This is a genomic window from Pseudodesulfovibrio pelocollis (assembly GCF_030282845.1).
Lineage (GTDB): Bacteria > Desulfobacterota > Desulfovibrionia > Desulfovibrionales > Desulfovibrionaceae > Pseudodesulfovibrio > Pseudodesulfovibrio pelocollis.
The window spans coordinates 1-21,659 of the sequence record NZ_JASTWE010000009.1 but is presented as its reverse complement, the minus strand read 5'-3'; the positions used below and the strand labels follow the sequence as shown (position 1 = coordinate 21,659).

Sequence of the window (21,659 nt, the reverse complement as noted above, 5' to 3'; positions counted from 1 at the left end):
TCTCGCCCCGCAGGGCGCGGCCGGGCGGCCGAATGTACCGGAACGTCTTCTACGGCATTTGGGTGGGGTTGTCTAATATATATGGGCGGGGGTGGCGGGCTTGCCATTACCCCGGCTGTGGAGCATATTGAGCATCGGAACAGTGCCCGCAAGGCGGGATTCCCCAAGCGGGGACACAATGGGGCCACCCCCGGAAGCGAGCGACAAAGGAGAGGGACATGATACGGCTGATGGCTATTGCGATTGCGGCGGGCTGGCTTGTTCTGGTGGCGGGGTGCGGCTCTAGCTACCACGCGCGCGACATGAAGCTGCGGTCCACCTTCGTCGATCCCTCCATCCTGGAGAAGGGGACCGGGGATCAGGCGCTCTACCACTACATCAACAAGAAGATCGACATCAACAAATACGACAAGATCCTGCTCGAACCGGTCCTGGTGGCCAAGGACGGCCAACTGGACGCCGAGACGCGTGAAAACTATCAGCGTCTGGCCAACAACGCCTATGCCCTGATGAGTAGGGAGCTTGGGAAGGACTACACCTTGGTCACGAGCCCGGAGCCGGGGACCATGCGGGTGTCCATGGGCATTCTCGACGCCGATCCCTCCAACCCGGTGCGCAATCTGCTCTCATCCCTGACGCCCATAGGCGCGGTCGTTAATCTGGTGACCTATTCGGGCACCGGCAAGCAGTCCGGCGTGGGCGAGGTGTCGGTGGAGATGAAGGTGGTGGACGCCACGACCGGCGAGCTCATGGGCGCGGCGGTGGACCGCCGCGTGGGCGGCTCCAATCCCGACTCGGTGACTGACACATGGTCCGCCGCCAATGCGAGTCTCGAATGGTGGGCCAAGCGCACGCGCTACGTCCTCTGCCTCGCCCGCGCGGGTCTCGGCTGCGAAAAACCCTGAGCTGGCCAACAGGAGTCCGCTTGGCGCGAGGAAGTCAACACACTCCCCGCCAATCTGGGGAGAGTGATGGGGAAAGGGGAGAAGCGAGAAATGCCGATCGTTGCTGTTCGGCATTTTTGTTAATGATGGCGGAAGCGTACAGGAGTCGAACCTGCCTGTGACATCACTGCCACACATTGGTTTTGAAGACCAAGCGCCACACCGGTGACGAAACGCTTCCTTGGTCGGACAGAAGTAGCAAGTTTGGGGCGAGCGGACAAGAAAGAATGTTTTGACCACGGTTTCGACCCGGCGGGCGGGCTGTACTTTTGGGGCGCGGTGACGTATTTGTGGGAGGGTGGCGAGTGCGGGGTCGGCGCGGCCGACTTTGGATGACGCCACGTGGTCAGCATCAGCGGCTTGCGGGCCGCGCAGCACACTGGAGATTGCCATGACTTTTCGCAAAGCTCGATACGCCCTGGCCGGATGCGCGGTCGCCGTTGGTTTCGCCCTGGCCGGTATGGCCGGTGCGTCCGACATGGGACAGACCGTGAAGCAGTCCTGTTCGCGGTGTCACTCGACCAAGCGGATATGCCTCACCGTGGGCGTCAAGAACGACGCCGCCTGGAAGGCCACCGTGGCCCGCATGGTCCAGAAGGGCGCGCAACTGCCCGCCAACCAGATCGACGCGGCAACGGCCTATCTGGCCGGGCTGGCCCCGGGAACCGGCACGGTCTGCGAATAGCCGAGGGCGGAGTCCGCACGGCGCGGTGACGAAAAGGGAGATGTGCCCATGAGTGAGCGTGTTTACGTCTCGGCGGTGGTCACCGCCGGGGACGGGTGCGCCGACGCCCTTGAGCGGGAATTGCGCCGCGTGGTGCCCCTGGTTCGGGCCGAGGCGGGGTGCGTGCGTTACGACCTGCACCGGGCCGACTACGGCCACGTTTTTTTCTTCTACGAAATATGGGAGAGCGAAACGGCCCTGGCCGCCCATGGCACCGCGCCCCACATGGCCGCCCTGCGCCGGGCCACGGCGGAACTAGTGACCGGCCCGGCCGTGATCACCACCTGGCGCGGTGTCGAGGTGGTCTGAGCCAGTCCGGTCGCCCGTCTTTACTTGAGCCGCCGGGCGTGTCAGGCTGGCCCCGGATACTCCTCATGACCAGCGAACCGGCCATAACACCCCTTTCAGACCCCGGCGACGTCATCGACGCCTGGAGCGACCTCGTGCTCTTTGCCGATGCCTCGGGCACGGTTCTGGCCGTGCAGGGCCAGCCCCTGGCCTACCTGCCCGATTCCGGCCGGGCCGGGCAGCCCTTTTGGAGCGCATTGGGCCTGGAAGCCGGGACCCTGGACGAGGCCCTTGAGCGCCATCCGGCCATGACCATCCACGACGTTGCCAGCGCGGGCGGGCGCAACTTCCTGCTGCGGGTCATCCCCCTGGCCGGGGAGGTGGCGCGCCACGGCGGCTTCGTGATCGTGGCCACGGACAACCGGCCCATGAAGAGCCTGTACGAGACCTATGAGGAACGGCTTGAGGACAACATCACGGCCCTGTCCGACTCCATTGCCCTGTTCAACGCGCTTTTTGAAACAGCCAAGGACCCCACCATCCTCACGGACACCGCGGGCGTGGTGCTCTCGGCCAACGTGGCTGCCGGGGCGCGTCTGGGCCAGCCCGGCCGCGAGCTGTCAGGGCGTGATGTGGGCAGCCTGCTGGCGGGCGAGTCGCGCCGCATGATGCGCCGGGCCATGGGCTCGTTGGACCAGGGCGGGGTCTGGGCCGGTCGGGTGGACGGGGCCGATGGCGCGGGCGGCGCCTATCCGGCCGAGGCCACCCTGCGCCGCATCCGGCTGACAGGATACTCATTGTTCCAACTCATTCTGCACGATCTCTCGCCCCAGGTGGAGCTGCGCGCCGACCTGCGCGACCAGAAGGCCGAGGTGGAGAAGATGAACATCGCCCTCAAGCGCGTCATCAAGACCGTGGAGGAGGACCGCCGCGAGATGCGCCAGAGCCTGACCAGCCAGGTGCGCCAGCAGATGCTGCCAGCCCTGGAGCGCATCGCCAGGGCCGAGGCCGCAGACGTGCGCGAGGGCTATCGGGCGGTCATCGAGGAGCGGCTGGCCGACCTGGCTGGCGACGGTCCGGCCCAGGCCGGGAGCATGGCGCAGGATGCCGCCCTCTACCGCCTCTCGCCCAGAGAGATGGAGGTATGCCAACTCATCCAGTTGGGGCGCACCGGCGCGGAGATCGCCGGGTTGCTCAACCTCTCCTTTGAAACGGTCCAGACCCACCGCAAGAACATCCGGCGCAAGCTCGGCCTGCGCGGCAGCCGCACATCGCTCCACGCCTACCTTCGACAGAAGCCCCCCTTGAGCTGACCTTCGGGTATCCCCGAGTACCCGAGACATCCCCGCTTTCCCCCCTTGCCCGGCAGGGCACAATGATGTTTGCTTGGCATGAATGCGGCACAGGTGTCGTGGCGTGCCACGGCAATGCAACTGCACAGCAGCGCCACTGATGCTGGCGATACGGCGAAGGACTGATCGTCATGCTTTCTGCCATTGCATGCCATCCACGGCCAGCTTCATGATCCCACGATCTTGACCAAAGCGCGGCGAGCATCGGGGAGGATCACGCAAGGCATCGCCCGACCGGACACTATTCATCTCATCAAAACACGGGAGCTTTCATGAAAACAATTGTGCGTTTGCTGGTCGCCTCAGCGGCCTCGCTTCTCCTCCTCGGTCTTGTCGCCTGCTCCGATACGGAGAAGGATTCCCTTGAACGCGTCAGGAAGGCTGGTAAAATCAGTTTCGCCATGAGCGGCGGCTACCCTCCCTTCAATTTCTACAGCGAGAACAACGAACTGGTCGGATTCGACGTGGACGTGGCCCGCGAGGTGGCCTCCCGGCTCGGCGTGGGCCTCAAGCCGGTGACCACCGAGTGGAGCGGCATCATCGAGGGCCTGCGTTCCGGCGTGTACGACGGCATTCTGGGCAGCATGGCCGTGACCGAGGACCGGCTCAAGGTGGTCAACTTCTCCATGCCCTACTATTATTCCGGGGCGCAGCTGATGGTCAAAAAGGGCGCGCCGTTCACCGCTCCCGAGGACCTGCGCGGCAAGATCGTGGGCGTGGTCACGGGCACCACCTTTGCCGATGACGCGGCCCGGCTCGGCGTGGGCGAGGTCAAGCTCTACAAGGACGACACCCAGACCCTGACCGAACTGTCGAGCGGCGTGGTGGACGGGGTGATCACCGACCGCGTCGTGGGCGTGAACGCCATGAGTTCCGACAGGTTCGACATTATCCCCCTTGGCGCGCCCCTGCGCAGCGAGGACATTGCCGTGGCCTTCAACAAGAGCGACGATACCCTGCTCGAGGCCGTGGACAAGATCATCAAGACCATGCACGAGGATGGCACCCTGGCGCGGCTGAGCGTCAGGTGGCTCAACGCTGACATCACCTCGAAGTAGACACCGCCCGGCGTGGTCGGGTTCGGCGGCCATCGGTCGCTGATCGATGGCCGCCCGCTGACGACACAACAGACGACACAACGGCCGGGGCGCACCGCCCCGGCCGGTCCCAACCCTCAAGACATCGGACACTGGCATGTATTTCGACTTTGCGGCCCTGCCCAAGTATCTGCCCTATTTTCTTCCGGCGGCCTGGATGACGCTCAAGGTCTCGGCTCTGGGCATCGTGCTGGGCGTGGGCCTGGGGCTGGGCACGGCCTTCATGCGCATCTCCAAGCGGCGGCTGCTCAATCTTCCGGCCCGGGCTTACATCTATGTGGTGCGCGGCACGCCGCTACTGCTCCAGCTCCTGTTCATCTATTTCGGCCTGCGCAGCCTGGCCGGGCTGAGCGCCCTGACCTCGGCCGTGCTCGCCCTGGGCATCCACAACGGCGCGTACATCGCCGAGATCTTCCGGGGGGCCATCGTCTCCATCGCAGACGGGCAGATGGAGGCGGCCCGCAGCCTGGGCATGCCCTATCCCAGGGCCATGATCCGCATCATCCTGCCCCAGGCGCTCAAGCGGGCGGTGCCGTCGCTTGGCAACCAGTTCATCATCGCCCTCAAGGATTCGTCCCTGGCCAGCACCATCACCATCAACGAGTTGCTGCTCAAGTCGCAGCAACTGGCCTCGTCCAATTTCATGATGATGGAGATGCTGTTCATCGCGGCCTTGTTCTATCTGCTCTATACGGCCGTGTTTAGTTGGCTGTTCCGTTCCCTGGAGGCCCGGCTTGATGTCTCGACGCAGTGATCGGAGTCGAAAGCGGCGGCAGCGGAGAATCTTCAAACCACGGGAGGAAGCGGTGCATCAGACACCGGTCATCGAAATACAGGGGCTGAACAAGTGGTTCGGCGAGCATCACGTGCTCAGGGGCATCGACATGGCGGTCATGCCGTCTGACGTGGTCTGCGTCATCGGGGCCAGCGGGTCGGGCAAGAGTACGCTGCTTCGCTGCGTCAACTACCTGGAGACGTACGATCAGGGCGAGATCCGCGTCAGCGGCCAGCTCGTCCACGGCGACGAGCGGTTCATCAACGCCCTGCGTTCGCGGGTGGGCATGGTCTTCCAGCACTTCAACCTGTTCCCGCACATGACCGTGCTCGGCAACGTCACCGAAGGCCCGACCCAGGTGCGCGGCATGCCCAAGGCCAAGGCCCGCGAACTGGGCCGCTACTTCCTGGACAAGGTGGGGCTGGCCGACAAGGAGAGCGTCTATCCCCAGACCCTTTCGGGCGGGCAGAAACAGCGCGTGGCCATTGCCCGCGCCCTGGCCATGGAGCCGGAGGTGATGCTCTTTGACGAGCCCACCTCGGCCCTGGACCCGGAACTGGTGGGCGAGGTGCTGTCCGTCATGCGCCAGTTGGCCGACGACGGCATGACCATGATGGTGGTCACCCACGAGATGGGCTTTGCCCGCGAGGTGGCCGACTCGGTGGCCTTCATGGACGAGGGCGTGATCCTTGAGCAGGACTGCCCGGAGGCTTTTTTCGAAGCCCCGCGGAAGCCCCGCACCCGGGAATTCCTCGGCCGAATATTGTAACCAAGGAGACGATTTGACCATATTCAACGAACATCAGCAGGAAGTGGCCAGGACGCTGCGCGACACGGCCTCCTGGACCGACTGGACCGACTGGAAATGGCAGGTGCGCAATACCGTCAAGAGCGTGGCCGACTTCGAACGCGTGCTGGGCGTGAAGTTTCCCGAGAAGAAGCGGCGCATCTACGAGCGGACCCTGGACAAGTTCCCCATGGCCGTGACCCCGTACTATCTCTCGCTCATCGACGTGGACGACTACGAGAATGATCCGGTCTTTCTCCAGTCCTTCCCCAGCCCCGAGGAACTGAAGATCGGGCGGCACGACATGACCGACCCGCTGCACGAGGACGAGGACAGCCCGGTGCCCGGCATCACCCATCGCTACCCGGACCGGGTGCTCTTCCACGTCAGCAACGTCTGCGCCATGTACTGCCGCCACTGCACGCGCAAGCGCAAGGTGGGCGATGTGGACTCCGTGCCCTCGCGCGAGGCTCTTGAGGCTGGCCTTCAGTACATTCGCGACACCCCCCAGGTGCGTGACGTGCTCCTCTCCGGCGGCGATCCGCTCATGCTCTCGGACGACAAGCTCGACTGGCTGCTGACCCAGCTCGACGCCATCGAGCACGTGGACGTGGTGCGCATCGGCACCAGGACGCCCGTGGTCCTGCCCTACCGCATCACCGAGGATCTGGTGGCCATGCTCGCCAGGCACCATCCGCTGTGGATCAACACCCACTTCAACCATCCGCGCGAGTTGACCGCCTCGTCGCGCCGGGCCGTGCAGCGGCTGGCCGACGCGGGCATCCCCCTGGGCAACCAGTCAGTGCTCCTGGCCGGGGTCAACGACTGCCAGCGGCTCATCCGCACCCTCAATCAGAAGCTGATCAAGAACCGCATCAGGCCCTATTACCTCTACCAGTGCGACCTGTCCGAAGGCTTGACCCATTTCCGCACGCCCATAGGCAAGGGCATCGAGATCATCGAGAGCCTGCGCGGCCACACCAGCGGGTTTTCCGTGCCCACCTATGTGGTGGACGCCCCGGGCGGCGGCGGCAAGATCCCGGTCATGCCCAACTACGTGGTCTCCTGGGGGCCGAACAAGGTCGTGCTGCGCAACTACGAGGGCGTCATCACCACCTACCACGAGCCTGAAAGCTACGAGGCCAACTACTGCGACCGCGAGTGCGCCAAGTGCAACCTCCAGCTCAAGGAGGACGACGCCGAGGAAAAGGCCATCGGCATTGAGAAGCTGCTTTCGGACTGGGACGAGACCAACAGCCTGACCCCGCAGAGTAACGAGCGCATGGGGAGGCGCGACGATGCGGCATGATTCCGTCACCCGGCTGGGCAACTCCCTGGTCCAGCACGGCCCGGCCAATGACCGGGTCTACCTGATGAAGCTCGACCGCGCCGACCTGCCGGGCATCGTGGACGCCATGCACGATCTGGGTCGCGAGCACGGCTATACCAAGCTCTTTGCCAAGGTCCCGGCCGATGCGGCCGACCACTTTGCCCGGCGCGGGTTCGTCAACGAGGCGCGGGTTCCGGGCATGCGCCGGGGCGAGGGCAGCGCCTGCTTCATGAGCCGATACCTGGCCCGCAGGCGCGCCGTGCCCGCCGACCCGGAGCGCATCGCCGATGTCCTGGACGTGGCCGAACGCAAGTCGCGCAAGCCCGTGGTGGCCGCGCCCGGCCCGGCCGTGATCCGCCTGGGGCCAGAGCATGCCGAGGCCCTGGCCGCCCTCTACGGCGCGGTCTTCGAGACCTATCCCTTTCCCATCACCGACCCCGGCTATCTGCGCGAGGCCATGGACTCGGACGTGGCCTTCTTCGGCATTCCGGGCGCAATTCCAGGTAATCCCGCCGGTGACGAAGGGCTGCTGGCCGCAGCCTCGGCCGAAATGGACATGCACTGGAAATGCGCGGAGATGACCGACTTCGCCACCCTGCCGACCATGCGCGGCCAGGGCGCGGCCGGGCGGTTGCTGGCCCACATGGAGGATGCCGTGCGCGGCCGGGGCATCCGCACCACCTATACCATCGCCCGGGCCGCCAGCTACGGCATGAACACGGTCTTTGCACGGGCGGGTTACCGCTACGGCGGCACCCTGCACAACAACACCCAGATCGCCGGGCGGCTGGAGAGCATGAATGTCTGGCATCGACGACTGGCCGCCCGCTGACGGGCTCGCGGTTCTCACCCCGCCGCCCCTCCCTCGAGAGGGGGGTCAATCCGGGGCCAGGGCAGGATACCCGACGGCACATGGCCGAGCACGATGGCCGAGCCACGCAAACGAAAAACGGGTTACAGCGATTGCTGTAACCCGTTGATTCTCCTTGGCGTCCCCAAGGGGATTTGAACTCCTGTTAACGGCGTGAAAGGGTATACTGAAACCCACGGGAGGCCGCTTACTAGGTGATTTCAGCCGCTTGCAAACGACACCAGCGCCACGAAAAACAGGTTTGACACGTATGGAGCCACGGACGAGCCACGGGGAAAGGGTGCTGATCCATACGCCGAAGCGATATCCCGGCCTGTGGCTTGTCTTCGTGCTTCGACACTGTCAAACTGGTTCAGCCCCGTTTTGCCCCTCAACTCAGCCTGACCCTGCGTCAAAAGGGGTGGGGTATTGATCTTTTGAATGGAGATGCTTGAAATAAATACATGAACGGTATACCAGAAGAGTCGTGAGTGGTGGTCAAACCCGTTCTGAAAGAGCATGCAGACAACCCGGACATGGATGAGCGGACGCAAGCCATGGATATGCAAACCAGGCAGAAAAGCATCTATGCGGTGCTCCTTGTCCTTTCCGCGGCGGGCATGCTTTTTTTGTATCCTGCGGTCAATGAGCCGATTGTGCTTTTGCATCGCGCCAAAATGCTTGCCAAAGAGGGACGTTCTTCCGAGTCCGACGCGATGATCGTTCGAGCCGTGAATGAAGGCGCACATCGACCCGATGCCGTGCTTCAGGCGGCGAAATTTTTGTTGGAGAGCGGTCGAGGCAGGCAGGCGTCCTCCCTTTTGGAACAGACCCTCTCGGAGACACGCCCGACCCCGGTCGGATTGGCCGGGCAAATGGCCGGGCTTATGGACTCGTACGGGTACGATGACGAGGCGTTGGCTCTCATGATGCGGGTCAAGCACGAGAGTTTGAGTCGGGGCGAACGGATGCAGCTGGCTGACCTTTTTCGTCGTCAACAGCGTTATGACCAAGCTCTGGCCGAATATGAAAACCTGCTTGCGGAAGACCCGATGGATGCCGAGGCAGCCTTGGCCAGGGTGGAGACGCTGACTTGGGCGAGAGACATGGAAGCCGCTCTGCCGCTGGCCCGCGACTTGGTCCGCGCCCACCCGGATGATCGGGCCGCTCGCCTGGTTCTGGCCCGCATCCTGAGCTGGAGTGGCCGGATAGATGAGGCAGAAACCGAATACAGGCGGCTGCTGGGGGAGGAACAGTGATCAGATTTTTTGCCGTTGCCCTCGTTCTCGTCTTGCTTTTCGTTTGTGACAACACCTTTGCCCAAGTCAATAATCCCGTGCCGACATCCGACAGGCCCACGGCAAGCCAGGATGTCCCGGACTGGCAGGCCCGGCTTGAGCTGGGCGACCTGCTTTCGGGCGCGGGCCGTTTCGACGAGGCTGCGGCCCAGTATCGAAAGGTGCTGGAGCAGCAACCGGAAAACGAGGTTGCGCGTGTCCGTCTGGCCAGGGTTCTGGCCTGGACCGGGAAGAACGAGGAGGCCATTCGTCTTTTTATGGCACTTCCTGATTCGGCCATCACCTCGGACGACAGGATGCTCATTGCCGATCACGCCATTGGCCGCCGCCAATACGACATGGCCATCAGGCAGCTCTCGGCTGTGCTGGCGGAGAACCCCGACAATGACGCCGCGCGGCTGAAACTGGCCGAAGTGTATTCGTGGAGCGACAGGCTGGACGATTCCTTCGAGCAATATGAACGACTGCTGAAACGTCATCCCGAAGACGTGCAAATCAGGCGAAAATATGCCCAGGCGCTATCCTGGGCCGGGCGGAACGAGGATGCCATCCGAGAGCTCAAACGAACGCTGGAGTAGCCTGCGCCAAGGCTTCGCAGGCTGGTGGCTCATGCCACTGGCAGTGACGCTTGCGGCGGTACTCTGGTGTCTTGCGCCGTCACTCGCGCTGGCCGCCAGCCTCGTTTCTCCGCGAAGCGCCATCTCCGATCACGAGGCCCGGCATCTGCTGGCCCGTCTTTACTCCTACTCGGAAGCCACGCTGGTCCAGGCTGAAGCCGAATACCGCCGCCTCGTCGCCCTGACTCCCGCAAACAGCGAACTCTCTCTGGAGCTGGCCGAGGTGCTCCTGCGCCTGGGCCGCGAGGACGAGGCGCAAAAACTCTACCACACCCTAGATCAGAACGACCCACGCGTTGCGGGCGGACTTGGAGACGCTTTCTTTGCTTCCGGGCGCATGGCCGAGGCTGCGGCAGCCTACCAACGCGCCCGCGATGCCGGGTCGCAACGGCCAGACCTCGGCCTGCGCCTGGCCCAGGCCATGGCCTGGTCGGGACAGGCTGAGCGCGCAGCGCCGTTGCTGTCCGAATTGCACGCCCAGCACCCTACGGATGTGGAAATTTCCCTGCTCTACTCGCGAGTCCTCGCCCAGACAGGCGACACCCGGCGTGCCCGAGCCATGCTTGACCAGTTGGCGGCATTGGCTCCGGACAACGCCGCGCTCCTGTATGAACTGGCCGACCTGGAGGCTGCGCAGGGCCACGCCAGTGCGGCACGAAAGTACGCCATGCAGGCGGTGAAAGCGGACGATACGCCGCAGGCGCGGTTGCGGCTGGCGCAGTTCATGAATCTTTGGGGGGCTTTTCAGCAGTCCGCGTCCATCCGGCGGGAGTATCTGGCAACACAGGGACCGGACCCTCAGGTGACTCGCGCCTTGGCCGAAGCGTTGGCCAGCGCCCAGCGATACGAGGAAGCCGAAGGGGTGTTGCGCGTAGAATTGATGGTGAACCCCGATGACACGGCGGCTCGGCTGGCCCTGGCCCGAGTCAAGTTGCAGGAGAAGAACGGGAGGGCGGCTCTGGTGGTGTTGGACCCGCTTGCCAAGGCCGGGAGCGACTCCAGGGTCGAAGCGCTGCGCGCCCAGGCTCTGACGTTGCTTGGAAGATATGCCGAGGCGGCTTCCATTTGGAGACGGCTGGCCCATGACGATCCGGCCACGCTGGTGGAACTGGGCAGAGTCCTTGAACGAGCTGGTGACACGCAAGCCGCGAAAGACGTTTTTGACCGCGCCCATGAACTGGACCCGGAGTACCCGCCTGCCCGCTACCACGCGGTGCTTGCCAGACCCGGCCACGCCCCGGCGATCTTGAGCCGTGAAGTGATTCAAACCGAAACCAAACCTGACGAACTCACACTCTGGGCCGATCTGTTTTCTCGGGATGGATACCATGCAGAGGCCCTCTCCTGTCTTGAGACCGCCCTCAGGCATGACCCCGAGTTCTTCCCGGCGCGCATGGCCCTGGCCGAGAATCTGGCTTATGCCCGACGCTTCGGTGAATCTCTCAAGCTGCTCGACGGGTTGGCAACCGATTTTCCCGACAGCTCCAAGATTCTGCTCACCCGCGCCAGAGTGCTGGCCTGGGATCGGCGCTACGACGAGTCCATTGCCGCCTTCGAGGCCCTGCATGCCGCCGACCCTGCTGACCCTGTGCCGCTGCGGGAGATGGCACGGGCCGCCTTCTGGGACAAGCGTGCCCAACATGCCTCGGAGATATTCGACCGCATGCTCGAACCGCCGGTGGACGAGTTGCTGGCTGAACGGCTAGAGGAGGAAATGGACGCGGGCCGGGGTGACGTCCAGCTAGCGAGAGCCGCAGCCCTTGCGCGTCGAAGCGCTTATGGGGGCGGCATTTTCCTGGCCTATGCCGACCTGTCCGACACCGACGTTGCCCGGACGCATCCCATGATTTTCGCGGAGCTTCTGCCTCTGTATCGCATCCAGCATGCAACAGATCTGGAGCGACGGGCCAAACTGGCGGCCTTCAACCGGCGGTTTGCCCCGGCCATGAACGATCTGACCGCTTTGACCGATCTGCGGCCCGACAACCAGGAGGCGTGGTTCGATCTTGCCCAGACCCAGTGTGCCCTGGGATTGTGCGAGGAAGAGGCCGCCACCTATGAGCGGCTTCTGGAGATCGACCCCCAGCACTCATTGGCCGGGCAGGCACTTGAAAGAAACAAGCGGCGCAGCGCTCCCTGGCTCCGGGCCGGGGTGAACCTCTGGGAAGAGAAGGGGCGCGGCAATCTCGCCAACATGGTCCGGCTGCGCAACGACCTGCAGGTATCCCTGCCGGTGCAATGCAGCCTGCGGCTGGACATGACCGCCCACCGCTGGCAGGAGATGCCGCAAGGCCCAAGCACACAGTACAGCGCCTTGGGCGGGACACTCGGCTTTTCCGGGGTTTTTAACGAATGGTTCAGCGGTCAGGCGTCATGGACGGCCAAGCGCTTTGGCGCCGCCGACCCCAAGGATACCGATCAATACCGCACACGGTTGGAGCTGAACCTGCGCAATGCTGCCCGGTTGGGCTTCGGCTATGAGCGCGTGGACGAAGTGGCGAACCGCTTTGCTCTGCTCAAGGGCACGCAGTCGGACCACTTTCTTGTCGATGCGCGCGTCCCTGCCGGACGACGATTGGATGTGGAGGCCAGCGCCCGACACATCGAGTACAGCGACAGCAATTCGGGCGAAGCGGCCCACTTGGCCGTGGGCTACGCGCTGACAGACCATCCACGCATGTTCAAGGTCATCCTGCGCGGGGATTACCGGCATACCAGGCACCACAGCCAGGAGATCGACACCGCAGGGACATTGACCGACATCATCCACCCCTACTGGACGCCGCAGGGGTATCTGGCTGGTTCGGCCACGCTTGAGTGGTATGCGGATCTGGCGGACGACTTCTTCTGCGGGGCGAAACAACATTTCGTGGATGTCAGACTCACGGGTGCCACGGGCTCGGACGCCAACAATTCCATTCAGCTGGAAGCGGAGTGGGTGTTGGATATTACCGACCACTGGGGCATCGAGGCGCGTGGCCTGATGCATCGCTCGCCGGAATGGAACGCCAATGGATTCTGGACCGGAGTTCGCTATGGATTCTAGGGCCGCTCCGGGCGCAAGGCCAAAAGGAGTGATGGCCACCACCTCCTTCTCCCTCCTGCTGGGGGCGGCCATGGTCTGCATCTTTCTGTATCTCATGGTGCGGACATCCCTCTTCATCGTCGCGGACTACCACTGGACCGAGAAGTGGCTGGCCATGGCCCTGCTCATGGCCGAGACCTTCACCATGCTCCACGCCTTCGGCTACTTCCTGAACATATTCCATGTGCTGCACAGTCCGAAGCAGGAGCGGCGCATCGCCATGGACCGCGTTCCGCCCCTGCGCAGCTATCCGCCGGTCGCCATCATCGTCGCCTCCTACCACGAGCCGTTGGAAGTGATCGAGGACACCCTGACCTGTTTCTACAACCTGAACTACCCAAACAAGCACATCTATTTCCTGGACGACACCCGCTACGACAAGCCCGGTCAGGATCTGACCGACTATCGCTCCAGCGTGGACGAGTTGTGCGAGCGCATCGGCGTCAACCTGTTCCGCCGTCCCTGGCGCGGAGCCAAGGCCGGGGTGATCAACGACTTCCTGCACTATCTGCACGGCGACCCGCCGGAAGGGTTCACCCTGACCAGCTTCGAGGACGAGCCCTCTGCCCTGGACGAGAAGTACATCATCGTGTTCGACGCGGACATGAACCCGCTGCCCGATTTTGTGGAACCGCTCGTGGCCTTCATGGAGGACAACCCCACCCTGGCCTTCATTCAGACCCCGCAGTACTATACCAACTTCGAGTTCAACCGGGTGGCCCGCGCTGCCGGTCTCCAGCAGGCGGTGTTCTACGAGTACATCTGCGAGGGCAAGAGCCTGCAGGACGCCATGTTTTGCTGCGGCACCAACGTCATCTTCAACAGGCAGGCGCTGTGGGACGTGGGCGGATTCGAGGAATCCAGCGTCACCGAGGATTTCGCCACCTCTCTCAAGTTCCATGAGCGGGGATGGTCCTCGGCCTACCTCAACAAGGTCTGCGCCTTTGGCATGGGACCGGAGGATCTGGGCGGGTACTTCAAGCAGCAGTTCCGCTGGGCGCTTGGCACGGTGGGGCTGTTCCGCACCATCGTGGGGGCCTTTTTCCGCAACCCGCGGCGCATGAGTGCGGCCAAGTGGTGGGAGTACTTCCTTTCGGGCACGCACTATTTCGTGGGGTGGGTGCTTTTCGTCATGATGCTCTGCCCGGTGCTGTTCCTCTTCTTCAATGTGCCCAGCTACTTTGCCAGACCGGAGATATATTTCCTGTTTTTCGTGCCCTACATCCTGCTGACCCTGTCACTGTTTCTGTTTTCCATGAGCCAGCGACGCTACTCGTTCAGGGAGTTGGCACAAGGAATCCTACTCCAGGCATTGTGTTTTCCCGTATACATGAAGGCGTCCCTGCTTGGCATACTCGGCTTTCGCGGCACGTTTGGCATCACGCCCAAGGCCGGAGCCACCTCGCTGCCCCTTCGCGGGCTGTGGATGCAGATACTTCTGGCCTTGGCCTGTTTTTCCGCCGTGTGGTGGGGTGGATTGAGGTTTTGGTATGAAGGGGTCACTCCTTTGGCCCTGCTTACCAACTCCTTCTGGTGTTTCTATCACTTTCTGCTTCTCTCCTCCATCTTCTGGTTCAATTACCCGGAGGAGAAACGGCCATGATTCTGAAGACTTGCCCTCGCCTTACAGGCCTCGTTCGGGACGTGGCGGCGCTGCTGGTCGTCCTTGCCGTGATGACCGGCTGCCAGCCGCCCCCGCCTCCTGGGTTTGGCCTGGCCCTTCACGGCCAGCCTTCATCCGAGGCCATTGAAAATGTACACGAGGTCTTCGGCTGGCCCATTACACTGGTCGTCTTCTTCGTGCACTGGCCAAGGGAAAGCCAGCCTGAGTTTCCCGATGAAGGGATCCAGGCAATCCAGGACGCTGGAGCTGTCCCAGTCATCACCTGGGAACCCATGACGGTTGATGGCGAGAAGGAAACCGCAATTGCCGCCCGCGAGATTCTTGATGGCCACTGGGACGAATACATCGACGCCTTTGCCGTGTCGGCCCGGGACAGCGGCGGGCGCATCATCCTGCGTTTTGCCCATGAAATGAATCTAATGCGCTATCACTGGGGCGGGGACAGAAGCGAATACGGCCCGGAAAGCCCTGCCAGATATCGTGCCATGTTCCGGCATATCCGCGACCGATTTCGCCTCCACGGGGCCGACAACGTGCTTTTCGCGTTCTGTCCCAATGCTGAATCCCTGCCGCACCCCGTGCGCGACGGCGCGGACTGGAACACTGCCAGCTCCTACTATCCGGGCGACGACGCCGTGGACGTGCTGGGCATGGACGGCTACAACTGGGGCACGACCTTTACCATGCAGGAGCATGGCTGGGACAGTCGATTCATGGCCTTTGCCGAGATATTCTCTCCGCTGTACGAGGAACTGCGCGCCCTGGCCCCGCACAAGCCGGTGGTGGTCTTCGAGACCGCCACCGTTGCCGAAGGGGGCGACAAGACGGCCTGGATCGAAGACGCTGTAAACACGGCCAGGAACTGGGGCCTTGCCGGGCTGTGCTGGTTCGACGCGGACAAGGAACAGGATTGGCGGCTGGAGAGCTGTGTCACTCCGGCCCGGTTGCGTCCCCTGGCCGGGATGTTTGCGTCCCATGCGGGTGCCCTCGCCCTGCCATCCAGGGAGGGACGGCCATGACCCAGGCATCCGATTCCCGGCAGTTCAAGCGGCTCGGCATCGCCTCGGTGGTGCTGCCTTTTATCGGGTTGCGCACAAGCGATTTTCAGTCATTCCAGTACATGCTCGCGGATGTGAGTCAGGGCGGGGTGGGCATTTCCATTCCCCGTTGGCTGGCCAGCCGTGAGCGGCTGCATATGCACGACGAGATCAACCTGCATGTGCCCTTTTCCATGGACGGCACCACCCTGACCGTCGGCTCTGTAGTCCGCGAGCGGTGGCACGGCGATGACGATGAACAGAGAATCGGTCTGCAACTGACAGGGGGCGGGCCGGATAAATATGGTGTGTTCCTGGAGATAGGCAGCCGTGAAATCGCCATTGATCTTGGCGGGATGAGAACATTGGAGAACATTCTGCTGCGCGTGATCAAGGACTCCGTGCTGCTCAAGCGCGGCGTCCTCATCTACTTGCGCCACCTCTCGTCGTACTTCTCGCGTCTGGGCGAGTTTTCACCCGAGGAATACCGTTTCTTCCGGGAGACGATCCTGGGCGACATCGACCAGCGTGTGCGTGAAAACATGGGCTATCTCGAATCGCTCCAGCAGGCATGCCTTGATCGGCCCAAGGCCGGGTTCGAAACCCTTGACCTTGAGGAACTGCGCCGGGCCATGGAGCCGGAGTTGTACATGGACCTGTTCCGCACAGCGCTGGGCGACGACACTGCGGCGCTCTATCTGCGAGCCATAAAAGATTTGGAGGGCAGGCTCTTCTCCAACTACAACACCATGGTCATGCTCTACATAGGCACACTGTAGGTGCTCACTTCAATCCTTTGTGGCTCTTTGTCATTCGCAGCACGTTGCGCCCGTCGACACGCTCGACCCGGACATCGTCCATGACCTCGCGGATGAGATACAGGCCCCGCCCCCCGGCGCCCTCCCGGACGTCCGCCTCGGACGGCAGGCAGGCGCACTTAAGCAGGCAAGGATCGAGAGACCGCCCGGTGTCGGACACCTCCACAATCAATCTTTCTGGATCAATGCTGACCTGAAGCCCGATTTCGTGCTCCGGCTCACCCCCATAGGCGTGGCGCATGGAATTGGTGGCCGCCTCGCTCACGGCCAGCTCCACATGATACTTTTCCTCGTCATCCAGCTTCACCCCCTGCAACAGTCCCCGTATGGCCAGACACGCCAAACGCACGGCCTCGGCCCGGCTCGGAATGGAGAGAGCGATCGAATGCATGTCAGCTTCCTTTTTCATTGAGCGCAGCCAGCGCTTCTTCCGTGGATGCGAAGATGCGGAACACGCCCTGATCGAGCCGGGTCAGCGTAAAGAGCTTGCGCACCTTGACGGAAAGGGACGCCAACACGATGTCCCCCTCGCCGCCCAGTGTCTTGAGGCAGCTCATGAGGGCTGCCAGCCCCGTGGAGTCCATGAAGTCCACTGCCGAAAGATCAATGATGAATGAGCGGTGGCCGTCGTTGACCATATCCACAAAGCGGCTCTTGAGCAGGCCAGAATTGGCGGCGTCCACCCTCTCTTCCACGGGCCGCAGAATCGTCGTCTTCCCCATCATGCGTTCTTCCATGCGCCTCTCCTTGTTCAGTCGTCGTTGAACTTGATGCAGACCAGAGAGATGTCATCTTCAGGCTCCACACCTTGGCCAAAACGGTCCAGCTCCCGCCGCAGTTCCTCCAGAATGGCGTCCGGCTCCAGGTGGACGGAGGCCATCAGCGCGTCTTCCAAACGGGTTGCCCCGAATTGCTGGCCGGCGGAGTTGGCGTGCTCGGTGCATCCATCGGTATACAGCAGGAGAACGTCATCTTCCCTGACCTCGGTTCGCTGGGAAACGAACGGCACCGGCTCACCCAGGCCTATCACCGTTCCGCCCGCCGACAGCTGGATGATCGGATGTCCTGGCCGTGCCAGGATCGGAGGCGGGTGACCGGCCCCAGAGGAGGTTATGATTCGCGAAGCCGGATCGAAAACCATGTAGAACATGGTGCAGAACCGGTCGAAACGGTCCAGAGGAATGGCTCGGTCCACCCTGCGCAAGACCTCGTCCGGCTCAAGAGGGCCGTGTTCGTCCTGCACAAACTCCGACCCCGGCTGCATGATCTGGGAAACGGAAACCGTGACCATGGCCGCTGCCGGGCCATGCCCGCTCACGTCGATGAGATAGAGTCCGATCCTTCCGCCAGGCAGGGGCAGGATGTTGAAAACATCACCGCCCACATGATCGCTGGGCAGAAAGAGCCAGTCCATGGCGAACCCCCGCGCGGTTGGGGCTTTCTGCGGGAGCAGACTGAGTTGTATCTGGGCTGCGGCGGCCATGTCCTCGTCCAGTGCGCGCTGCTTCTCCGTCAGGGCCTCGTTCGCCAGCACCAATGCCTGCTCGGCCTTCTTGCGTTCGGTTATATCGCGCATGATGCCGGTGAAGAAGTGCTGTGTTTCGGTCCGTACCTCGCTCACAGCGATTTCCAACGGGAAGGCGATGCCATTGCGGTGCCGACCCGGAACCTCTCGGCCGCTCACGTTGATGACCGAGGATTCGCCGGTGGCCAGGTATTTTTCGAGATACCTGTCGTGCTCGGTTCGAGGTGGCTCGTCCATGAGCATATTCACCTTGCGTCCCACGATCTCTTCCGGCGCGTAGCCAAAAAGCGCCGCCCCGGCCTTGTTGACCGTAGTGATGAATCCCCTGGTGTCCATGGTGAAGATACCGTCCACGGCAGCGTTCACGATGCCGTCGAGTCTCGCCCGATTGTATTCGCGTTCCCGCAGCGCCTTGTTGCGCTCGGTCACATCCACCGCAATGCCGAGATAACCCGTTGTGGTCATTCCGCTGCGGATCGGGGTCACTACAAGCTCCATGTCGAGGGTTGAGCCGTCTTTGCGCACAAAGGTCCATTCGCGGCTTTCAAACCCGCTCTGCCGGGCCGATTCGACGAACACGCCAAACCCGGCCACCTCACGGCCCAAAGCCTTGGTCAACTCTCGTCCCCGCTTCTGCACTTCTTCAGGCAGATGAAAAGCCTCAGGCGTATGCAATCCGATCAAGTCCTTGGCCGCATAGCCCAGCAGGTTCTCCGCTCCGGGATTGAACATGGTTATGGTCCCGTGGGGATCGGTCGCAATGATCGCTATCTGGGTCGCGGCTTTCAACACGCTTTCGAGTTTTGCATTGGCCTCGTGAAGCTGGGAGATGACGCGCCTGTTGGACTTGACCAACTCCCCCATTTTCATGACGCTTTCCACAAGCTCCCTGGACTGGCTTTCTTCGTGGTTTCTGGCGCTTACAAGTCGCTCGTGCACCCGGACCAACAGCAGCGAGAACAAAACGATAATGAGGCTCCCGACACCGAAGGAGACGAAAAGGGGACTCCCCAGCGACGCGGCATGCTTCGCCAGTTCGCCGGGCGGCAGGTGTGCTACGAGAACCCAGCGGGTGTCGCCTGACTCCACGCCAGTCAGCAGGGCAGAGTCCTGGCGTGGAGAACGCGTTCCAAGGACTGCCCGCGAGGGGACGATGCTGGTGAAAAGAAAGAGCCCATCATTGGTGGCTACGCGTCCCGATTCGCTCCCGACGATTGATTCCCAGGCATCCGGGCAGGCGTTGCCCATGTTTGCCGATGCTCTTTCGGGCAGCATGAATCCCCATTCCTGATCCCGGGAAGGCCCCTTCAGCCAATATCCTTGACCATTGGTCACCAGAAATTGCCAGCCTTCCTGAATGGGAATCTCGTTCAGCCAGTCAAGAATGGTTGCCCCGCGCAGATTGAATACAAGCACTCCACGACGGATGTTTTCGTCGCTGAAAAGGGGCATGGACAGACGCACCGTGGGGCGAAAAGGCCTCTCGATCTCTTCGTTTTCCACATTCAGGTCGAACCTGGACACATGGATCGCCCCGCGGGGCAGTTGCCTGGCCGCAGCAAAATATTGCCGCTTGGCCTTGCTCTGCAGATCACTGACAGGACGCAAGAAGGAGCGCTCCGCCGGGTCAACCTCGGCCCGGAGCAACTCATCGCCGTTGACCCCGAGAAGTCGGACCTGGAGCAACAGGTCCTTGTCTCGGACCAGGTGCAGGAAGTCGAAACCCAGCAACTCCAACTGGCCGGAGGTGGGGTTATTCAGCCAGGCGTTCATGGTGTGGCTGTGCGCCAGAAAACGCATATCCGAGGCGGCCTCTTCCAGGCGGGACGCGATGAGCGCCGCCTCCACCTCGATCTGCCTCGCTTGGGGTTCCCCAAGGAGCCGCTCCCCATACTCGTAAAGAGCGCTTCCGGTTATACCAAGCACCAGCGCAAAGACAACCACCACAGGCAAAGCCAGTGTCAGTGTTTTTCGAGCGCAGGAAAGAACCGTCTTCTTCATCAAAGTTGTGAAAACTCCTTAGTCGACAGAGCCCTCGTTGAGACGACTTTCAATGCAATATATTTCAGGCAGATAAAGCGCCAAAAAATGTAAAGCCGGGCTGCTCGACAGGTGATGGACATACACTGTTCCCAGGCAAAAGCGCCAATCCGTTCAACCGTGTTGTCTGTGACCGAAGCGGTGTGATTGGCTCTTTGGAAACCTCTGGTGCAACCTGTGCTATTCTGCCGGAAGGGAGCTTCCATCTATTTGTTGAGTTTTATTCGAACCAGAGTGCCTTTTTCTGCCGAAGAAGTCATTGAAATGTGTCCCCCCAGCGCATCGGTCATGAGTTTTGCGGAGAAGTTGCCGAGTCCGGTCCCGGAACGCTTGCCCCTTGAGTAAAATTTTTCAAAGAAATATGGCTTGATATCGGGGGGAACTTCCTGAGCATTGCGGACCTCAATGGTCAGCTTGTCGCCGTCATCCTGACAGTCGAGATGCACGAGATCGTCAGCACCGCCAGCCTCAAGCGCATTCTTGAGCAAATTGGTGACAATGGTCGAAAGAAGCACTTTATCGGTCATGATTGATGTCGAACATGATGTAAAGCGGATGTTGGCCCCCTGGAAAGCAGGACTGTGGAGCAAGGTGCTCATGACGGATTGGAGTAGCTTGTCAATGTCGACGTTCGTGGGGGTGCTTTCAAAAATCCCAGCCTCAAGCTTGTAGAGATCCATCCATCGGTTGAGCATGTCCAACATCCTGGTTGCTGCATCGGTGATTGCACATGCCAGCTCCCTGGCTGAGCCTTCATTTTCCTGTTCCATTATCCTTGAAATGCCGATTATTCCCGAGAGAGGGCTTCGCAGATCGTGATGGGTGATCATTTCGAAGTTCTCTTTGAGGTACTCAAGATTTTTTTCTTCAGTGATGTCCGTGGCAATGCCTGAGATTATTGTTTCGTCGCCCGTGGTATTTGCGCTTATGGAGCGGTCTCGGAGCCACTTCCACTGCCCGTCTTTGGCCTGGATTCGATATTCGAGGCAGAAGTGTCTCCCAGCGGATGTCCCGATCATTGCGTCTCGAAGAAGGGCCTGATCTTGCGAATGGATTTTGCTCATCCAGATATCCGGGATTTCCATGATGGTCTGCGCACTATATCCCAGAATCTCTTCCAGCCGCTTGGAGGCAAAGAGCCAGCCGCGCGTGCTGGAGACGGTGTAAAAGATGTCCGGCGATTGTTCCACGAGCCTAGCGTATCGCTCCTGGGTTTCCCGGTGCTCTCTCTCCCGTTTGCATCTTCGGAGCACTTCCTCAAGCTTGGCAGGTAGAAGCTTGAGATAGCCCGCGCTGACGTCCTTTACCATGTAGTCAAAGAACCCCAGGCGCATGGCTTTGACTGCGATCAGTTCTGATCCCACTCCGGTGAGCAGCACGAGCGGCAGGTCCAGCTTGTGACTCAGGAGCGCCTCGCCCGCTTCAAGACCGTTCATGCCTGGCAGGTTGAAATCGAACACGACGACCT

General features: G+C 61.9%; 19 protein-coding genes and 1 tRNA gene. 15 read left to right on the top strand and 5 right to left on the bottom strand.

Annotated features, from left to right (window positions below):
* Window positions 1–218: 218 nt before the first annotated feature.
* Entirely contained in the window at window positions 219–905 is a 687-nt protein-coding gene (locus tag QQS14_RS05040; protein WP_285905821.1) for a DUF3313 domain-containing protein, read from the top strand.
* Between the two features lie 126 nt (window positions 906–1,031).
* Here QQS14_RS05040 and QQS14_RS05035 read toward each other — a convergent pair.
* Window positions 1,032–1,125 (bottom strand) — tRNA-Sec (locus QQS14_RS05035).
* Between the two features lie 210 nt (window positions 1,126–1,335).
* Between QQS14_RS05035 and QQS14_RS05030 the strand changes: the two genes are divergently transcribed.
* The 14 genes from QQS14_RS05030 to QQS14_RS04965 all read left to right on the top strand — a co-directional run bounded on the left by QQS14_RS05030 (window position 1,336) and on the right by QQS14_RS04965 (window position 16,587).
* Window positions 1,336–1,629, top strand: coding sequence for a hypothetical protein (locus tag QQS14_RS05030; RefSeq protein ID WP_285905820.1), 294 nt, complete (start codon window positions 1,336–1,338; stop codon window positions 1,627–1,629).
* 48 nt (window positions 1,630–1,677) lie between these two features.
* Window positions 1,678–1,977 carry a putative quinol monooxygenase gene (locus QQS14_RS05025; RefSeq protein ID WP_285905819.1) on the top strand — a complete coding sequence of 100 codons (300 nt, stop codon included), beginning with the start codon at window positions 1,678–1,680 and terminating at the stop codon, window positions 1,975–1,977.
* Between the two features lie 65 nt (window positions 1,978–2,042).
* Window positions 2,043–3,269 carry a helix-turn-helix transcriptional regulator gene (locus QQS14_RS05020; protein ID WP_285905818.1) on the top strand — a complete coding sequence of 409 codons (1,227 nt, stop codon included), beginning with the start codon at window positions 2,043–2,045 and terminating at the stop codon, window positions 3,267–3,269.
* Window positions 3,270–3,580: 311 nt separating this feature from the next.
* Window positions 3,581–4,366 (top strand): ABC transporter substrate-binding protein, encoded by a 786-nt coding sequence (locus QQS14_RS05015; RefSeq protein ID WP_285905817.1) that lies wholly within the window; start codon window positions 3,581–3,583, stop codon window positions 4,364–4,366.
* A gap of 136 nt (window positions 4,367–4,502) precedes the next feature.
* On the top strand, window positions 4,503–5,159 hold the full coding sequence (locus tag QQS14_RS05010; RefSeq protein WP_285905816.1) for an amino acid ABC transporter permease: 657 nt from the start codon (window positions 4,503–4,505) through the stop codon (window positions 5,157–5,159).
* Between the two features lie 52 nt (window positions 5,160–5,211).
* Window positions 5,212–5,949 (top strand): amino acid ABC transporter ATP-binding protein, encoded by a 738-nt coding sequence (locus tag QQS14_RS05005; RefSeq protein WP_285905815.1) that lies wholly within the window; start codon window positions 5,212–5,214, stop codon window positions 5,947–5,949.
* A 13-nt stretch (window positions 5,950–5,962) separates the two neighbouring features.
* The gene (gene kamA / locus QQS14_RS05000; RefSeq protein WP_285905814.1) at window positions 5,963–7,276 is read left to right on the top strand and encodes a lysine 2,3-aminomutase; all 1,314 of its coding nucleotides are present in this window, start codon (window positions 5,963–5,965) and stop codon (window positions 7,274–7,276) included.
* Window positions 7,266–8,129, top strand: coding sequence for a putative beta-lysine N-acetyltransferase (gene ablB / locus QQS14_RS04995; protein ID WP_285905813.1), 864 nt, complete (start codon window positions 7,266–7,268; stop codon window positions 8,127–8,129). The genes kamA and ablB overlap by 11 nt, the downstream gene beginning before the upstream one ends.
* Before the next feature lie 512 nt (window positions 8,130–8,641).
* On the top strand, window positions 8,642–9,406 hold the full coding sequence (locus QQS14_RS04990) for a tetratricopeptide repeat protein (protein WP_285905812.1): 765 nt from the start codon (window positions 8,642–8,644) through the stop codon (window positions 9,404–9,406).
* Window positions 9,403–10,023, top strand: a complete 621-nt coding sequence (locus tag QQS14_RS04985) for a tetratricopeptide repeat protein (protein ID WP_285905811.1) — start codon at window positions 9,403–9,405, stop codon at window positions 10,021–10,023. The genes QQS14_RS04990 and QQS14_RS04985 overlap by 4 nt, the downstream gene beginning before the upstream one ends.
* A 31-nt stretch (window positions 10,024–10,054) precedes the next feature.
* Window positions 10,055–13,108 carry a tetratricopeptide repeat protein gene (locus QQS14_RS04980; protein WP_285905810.1) on the top strand — a complete coding sequence of 1,018 codons (3,054 nt, stop codon included), beginning with the start codon at window positions 10,055–10,057 and terminating at the stop codon, window positions 13,106–13,108.
* A 31-nt stretch (window positions 13,109–13,139) separates the two neighbouring features.
* Window positions 13,140–14,750 (top strand): glycosyltransferase family 2 protein, encoded by a 1,611-nt coding sequence (locus tag QQS14_RS04975; RefSeq protein WP_285905809.1) that lies wholly within the window; start codon window positions 13,140–13,142, stop codon window positions 14,748–14,750.
* Window positions 14,747–15,790: a glycoside hydrolase family 26 protein gene (locus QQS14_RS04970; RefSeq protein WP_285905808.1), complete on the top strand. Its 1,044-nt coding sequence runs from the start codon at window positions 14,747–14,749 to the stop codon at window positions 15,788–15,790. The genes QQS14_RS04975 and QQS14_RS04970 overlap by 4 nt, the downstream gene beginning before the upstream one ends.
* Window positions 15,787–16,587, top strand: coding sequence for a PilZ domain-containing protein (locus QQS14_RS04965; protein ID WP_285905807.1), 801 nt, complete (start codon window positions 15,787–15,789; stop codon window positions 16,585–16,587). The genes QQS14_RS04970 and QQS14_RS04965 overlap by 4 nt, the downstream gene beginning before the upstream one ends.
* Before the next feature lie 4 nt (window positions 16,588–16,591).
* On the opposite strand, the gene QQS14_RS04960 is transcribed toward QQS14_RS04965, so the two are convergent.
* From QQS14_RS04960 to QQS14_RS04945, 4 genes are all read right to left on the bottom strand, one after another.
* Window positions 16,592–17,017, bottom strand: a complete 426-nt coding sequence (locus tag QQS14_RS04960) for an ATP-binding protein (protein WP_285905806.1) — start codon at window positions 17,015–17,017, stop codon at window positions 16,592–16,594.
* Between the two features lies 1 nt (window position 17,018).
* Window positions 17,019–17,363, bottom strand: a complete 345-nt coding sequence (locus QQS14_RS04955; RefSeq protein ID WP_285905805.1) for an STAS domain-containing protein — start codon at window positions 17,361–17,363, stop codon at window positions 17,019–17,021.
* A 14-nt stretch (window positions 17,364–17,377) separates the two neighbouring features.
* On the bottom strand, window positions 17,378–20,152 hold the full coding sequence (locus tag QQS14_RS04950) for a PAS domain S-box protein (RefSeq protein ID WP_285905804.1): 2,775 nt from the start codon (window positions 20,150–20,152) through the stop codon (window positions 17,378–17,380).
* Between the two features lie 245 nt (window positions 20,153–20,397).
* Window positions 20,398–21,659, bottom strand: a 1,262-nt coding sequence (locus QQS14_RS04945; RefSeq protein WP_285905803.1) for a hybrid sensor histidine kinase/response regulator, incomplete at its 5' end; no start/stop codon positions are given.

Excerpts from the sequence above, each read along its gene's own strand:
- QQS14_RS04960 (WP_285905806.1), bottom strand. The coding sequence starts at position 17,017 with ATGCATTCGATCGCTCTCTCCATTCCGAGCCGGGCCGAGGCCGTGCGT.
- ablB (WP_285905813.1), top strand. The coding sequence starts at position 7,266 with ATGCGGCATGATTCCGTCACCCGGCTGGGCAACTCCCTGGTCCAGCAC.
- QQS14_RS04975 (WP_285905809.1), top strand. The coding sequence starts at position 13,140 with ATGGCCACCACCTCCTTCTCCCTCCTGCTGGGGGCGGCCATGGTCTGC.
- QQS14_RS05015 (WP_285905817.1), top strand. The coding sequence starts at position 3,581 with ATGAAAACAATTGTGCGTTTGCTGGTCGCCTCAGCGGCCTCGCTTCTC.
- QQS14_RS04970 (WP_285905808.1), top strand. The coding sequence starts at position 14,747 with ATGATTCTGAAGACTTGCCCTCGCCTTACAGGCCTCGTTCGGGACGTG.
- QQS14_RS04965 (WP_285905807.1), top strand. The coding sequence starts at position 15,787 with ATGACCCAGGCATCCGATTCCCGGCAGTTCAAGCGGCTCGGCATCGCC.
- QQS14_RS05030 (WP_285905820.1), top strand. The coding sequence starts at position 1,336 with ATGACTTTTCGCAAAGCTCGATACGCCCTGGCCGGATGCGCGGTCGCC.
- QQS14_RS05040 (WP_285905821.1), top strand. The coding sequence starts at position 219 with ATGATACGGCTGATGGCTATTGCGATTGCGGCGGGCTGGCTTGTTCTG.
- QQS14_RS05025 (WP_285905819.1), top strand. The coding sequence starts at position 1,678 with ATGAGTGAGCGTGTTTACGTCTCGGCGGTGGTCACCGCCGGGGACGGG.
- QQS14_RS05020 (WP_285905818.1), top strand. The coding sequence starts at position 2,043 with ATGACCAGCGAACCGGCCATAACACCCCTTTCAGACCCCGGCGACGTC.
- QQS14_RS04980 (WP_285905810.1), top strand. The coding sequence starts at position 10,055 with ATGCCACTGGCAGTGACGCTTGCGGCGGTACTCTGGTGTCTTGCGCCG.
- QQS14_RS04950 (WP_285905804.1), bottom strand. The coding sequence starts at position 20,152 with ATGAAGAAGACGGTTCTTTCCTGCGCTCGAAAAACACTGACACTGGCT.
- QQS14_RS04955 (WP_285905805.1), bottom strand. The coding sequence starts at position 17,363 with ATGGAAGAACGCATGATGGGGAAGACGACGATTCTGCGGCCCGTGGAA.
- QQS14_RS05010 (WP_285905816.1), top strand. The coding sequence starts at position 4,503 with ATGTATTTCGACTTTGCGGCCCTGCCCAAGTATCTGCCCTATTTTCTT.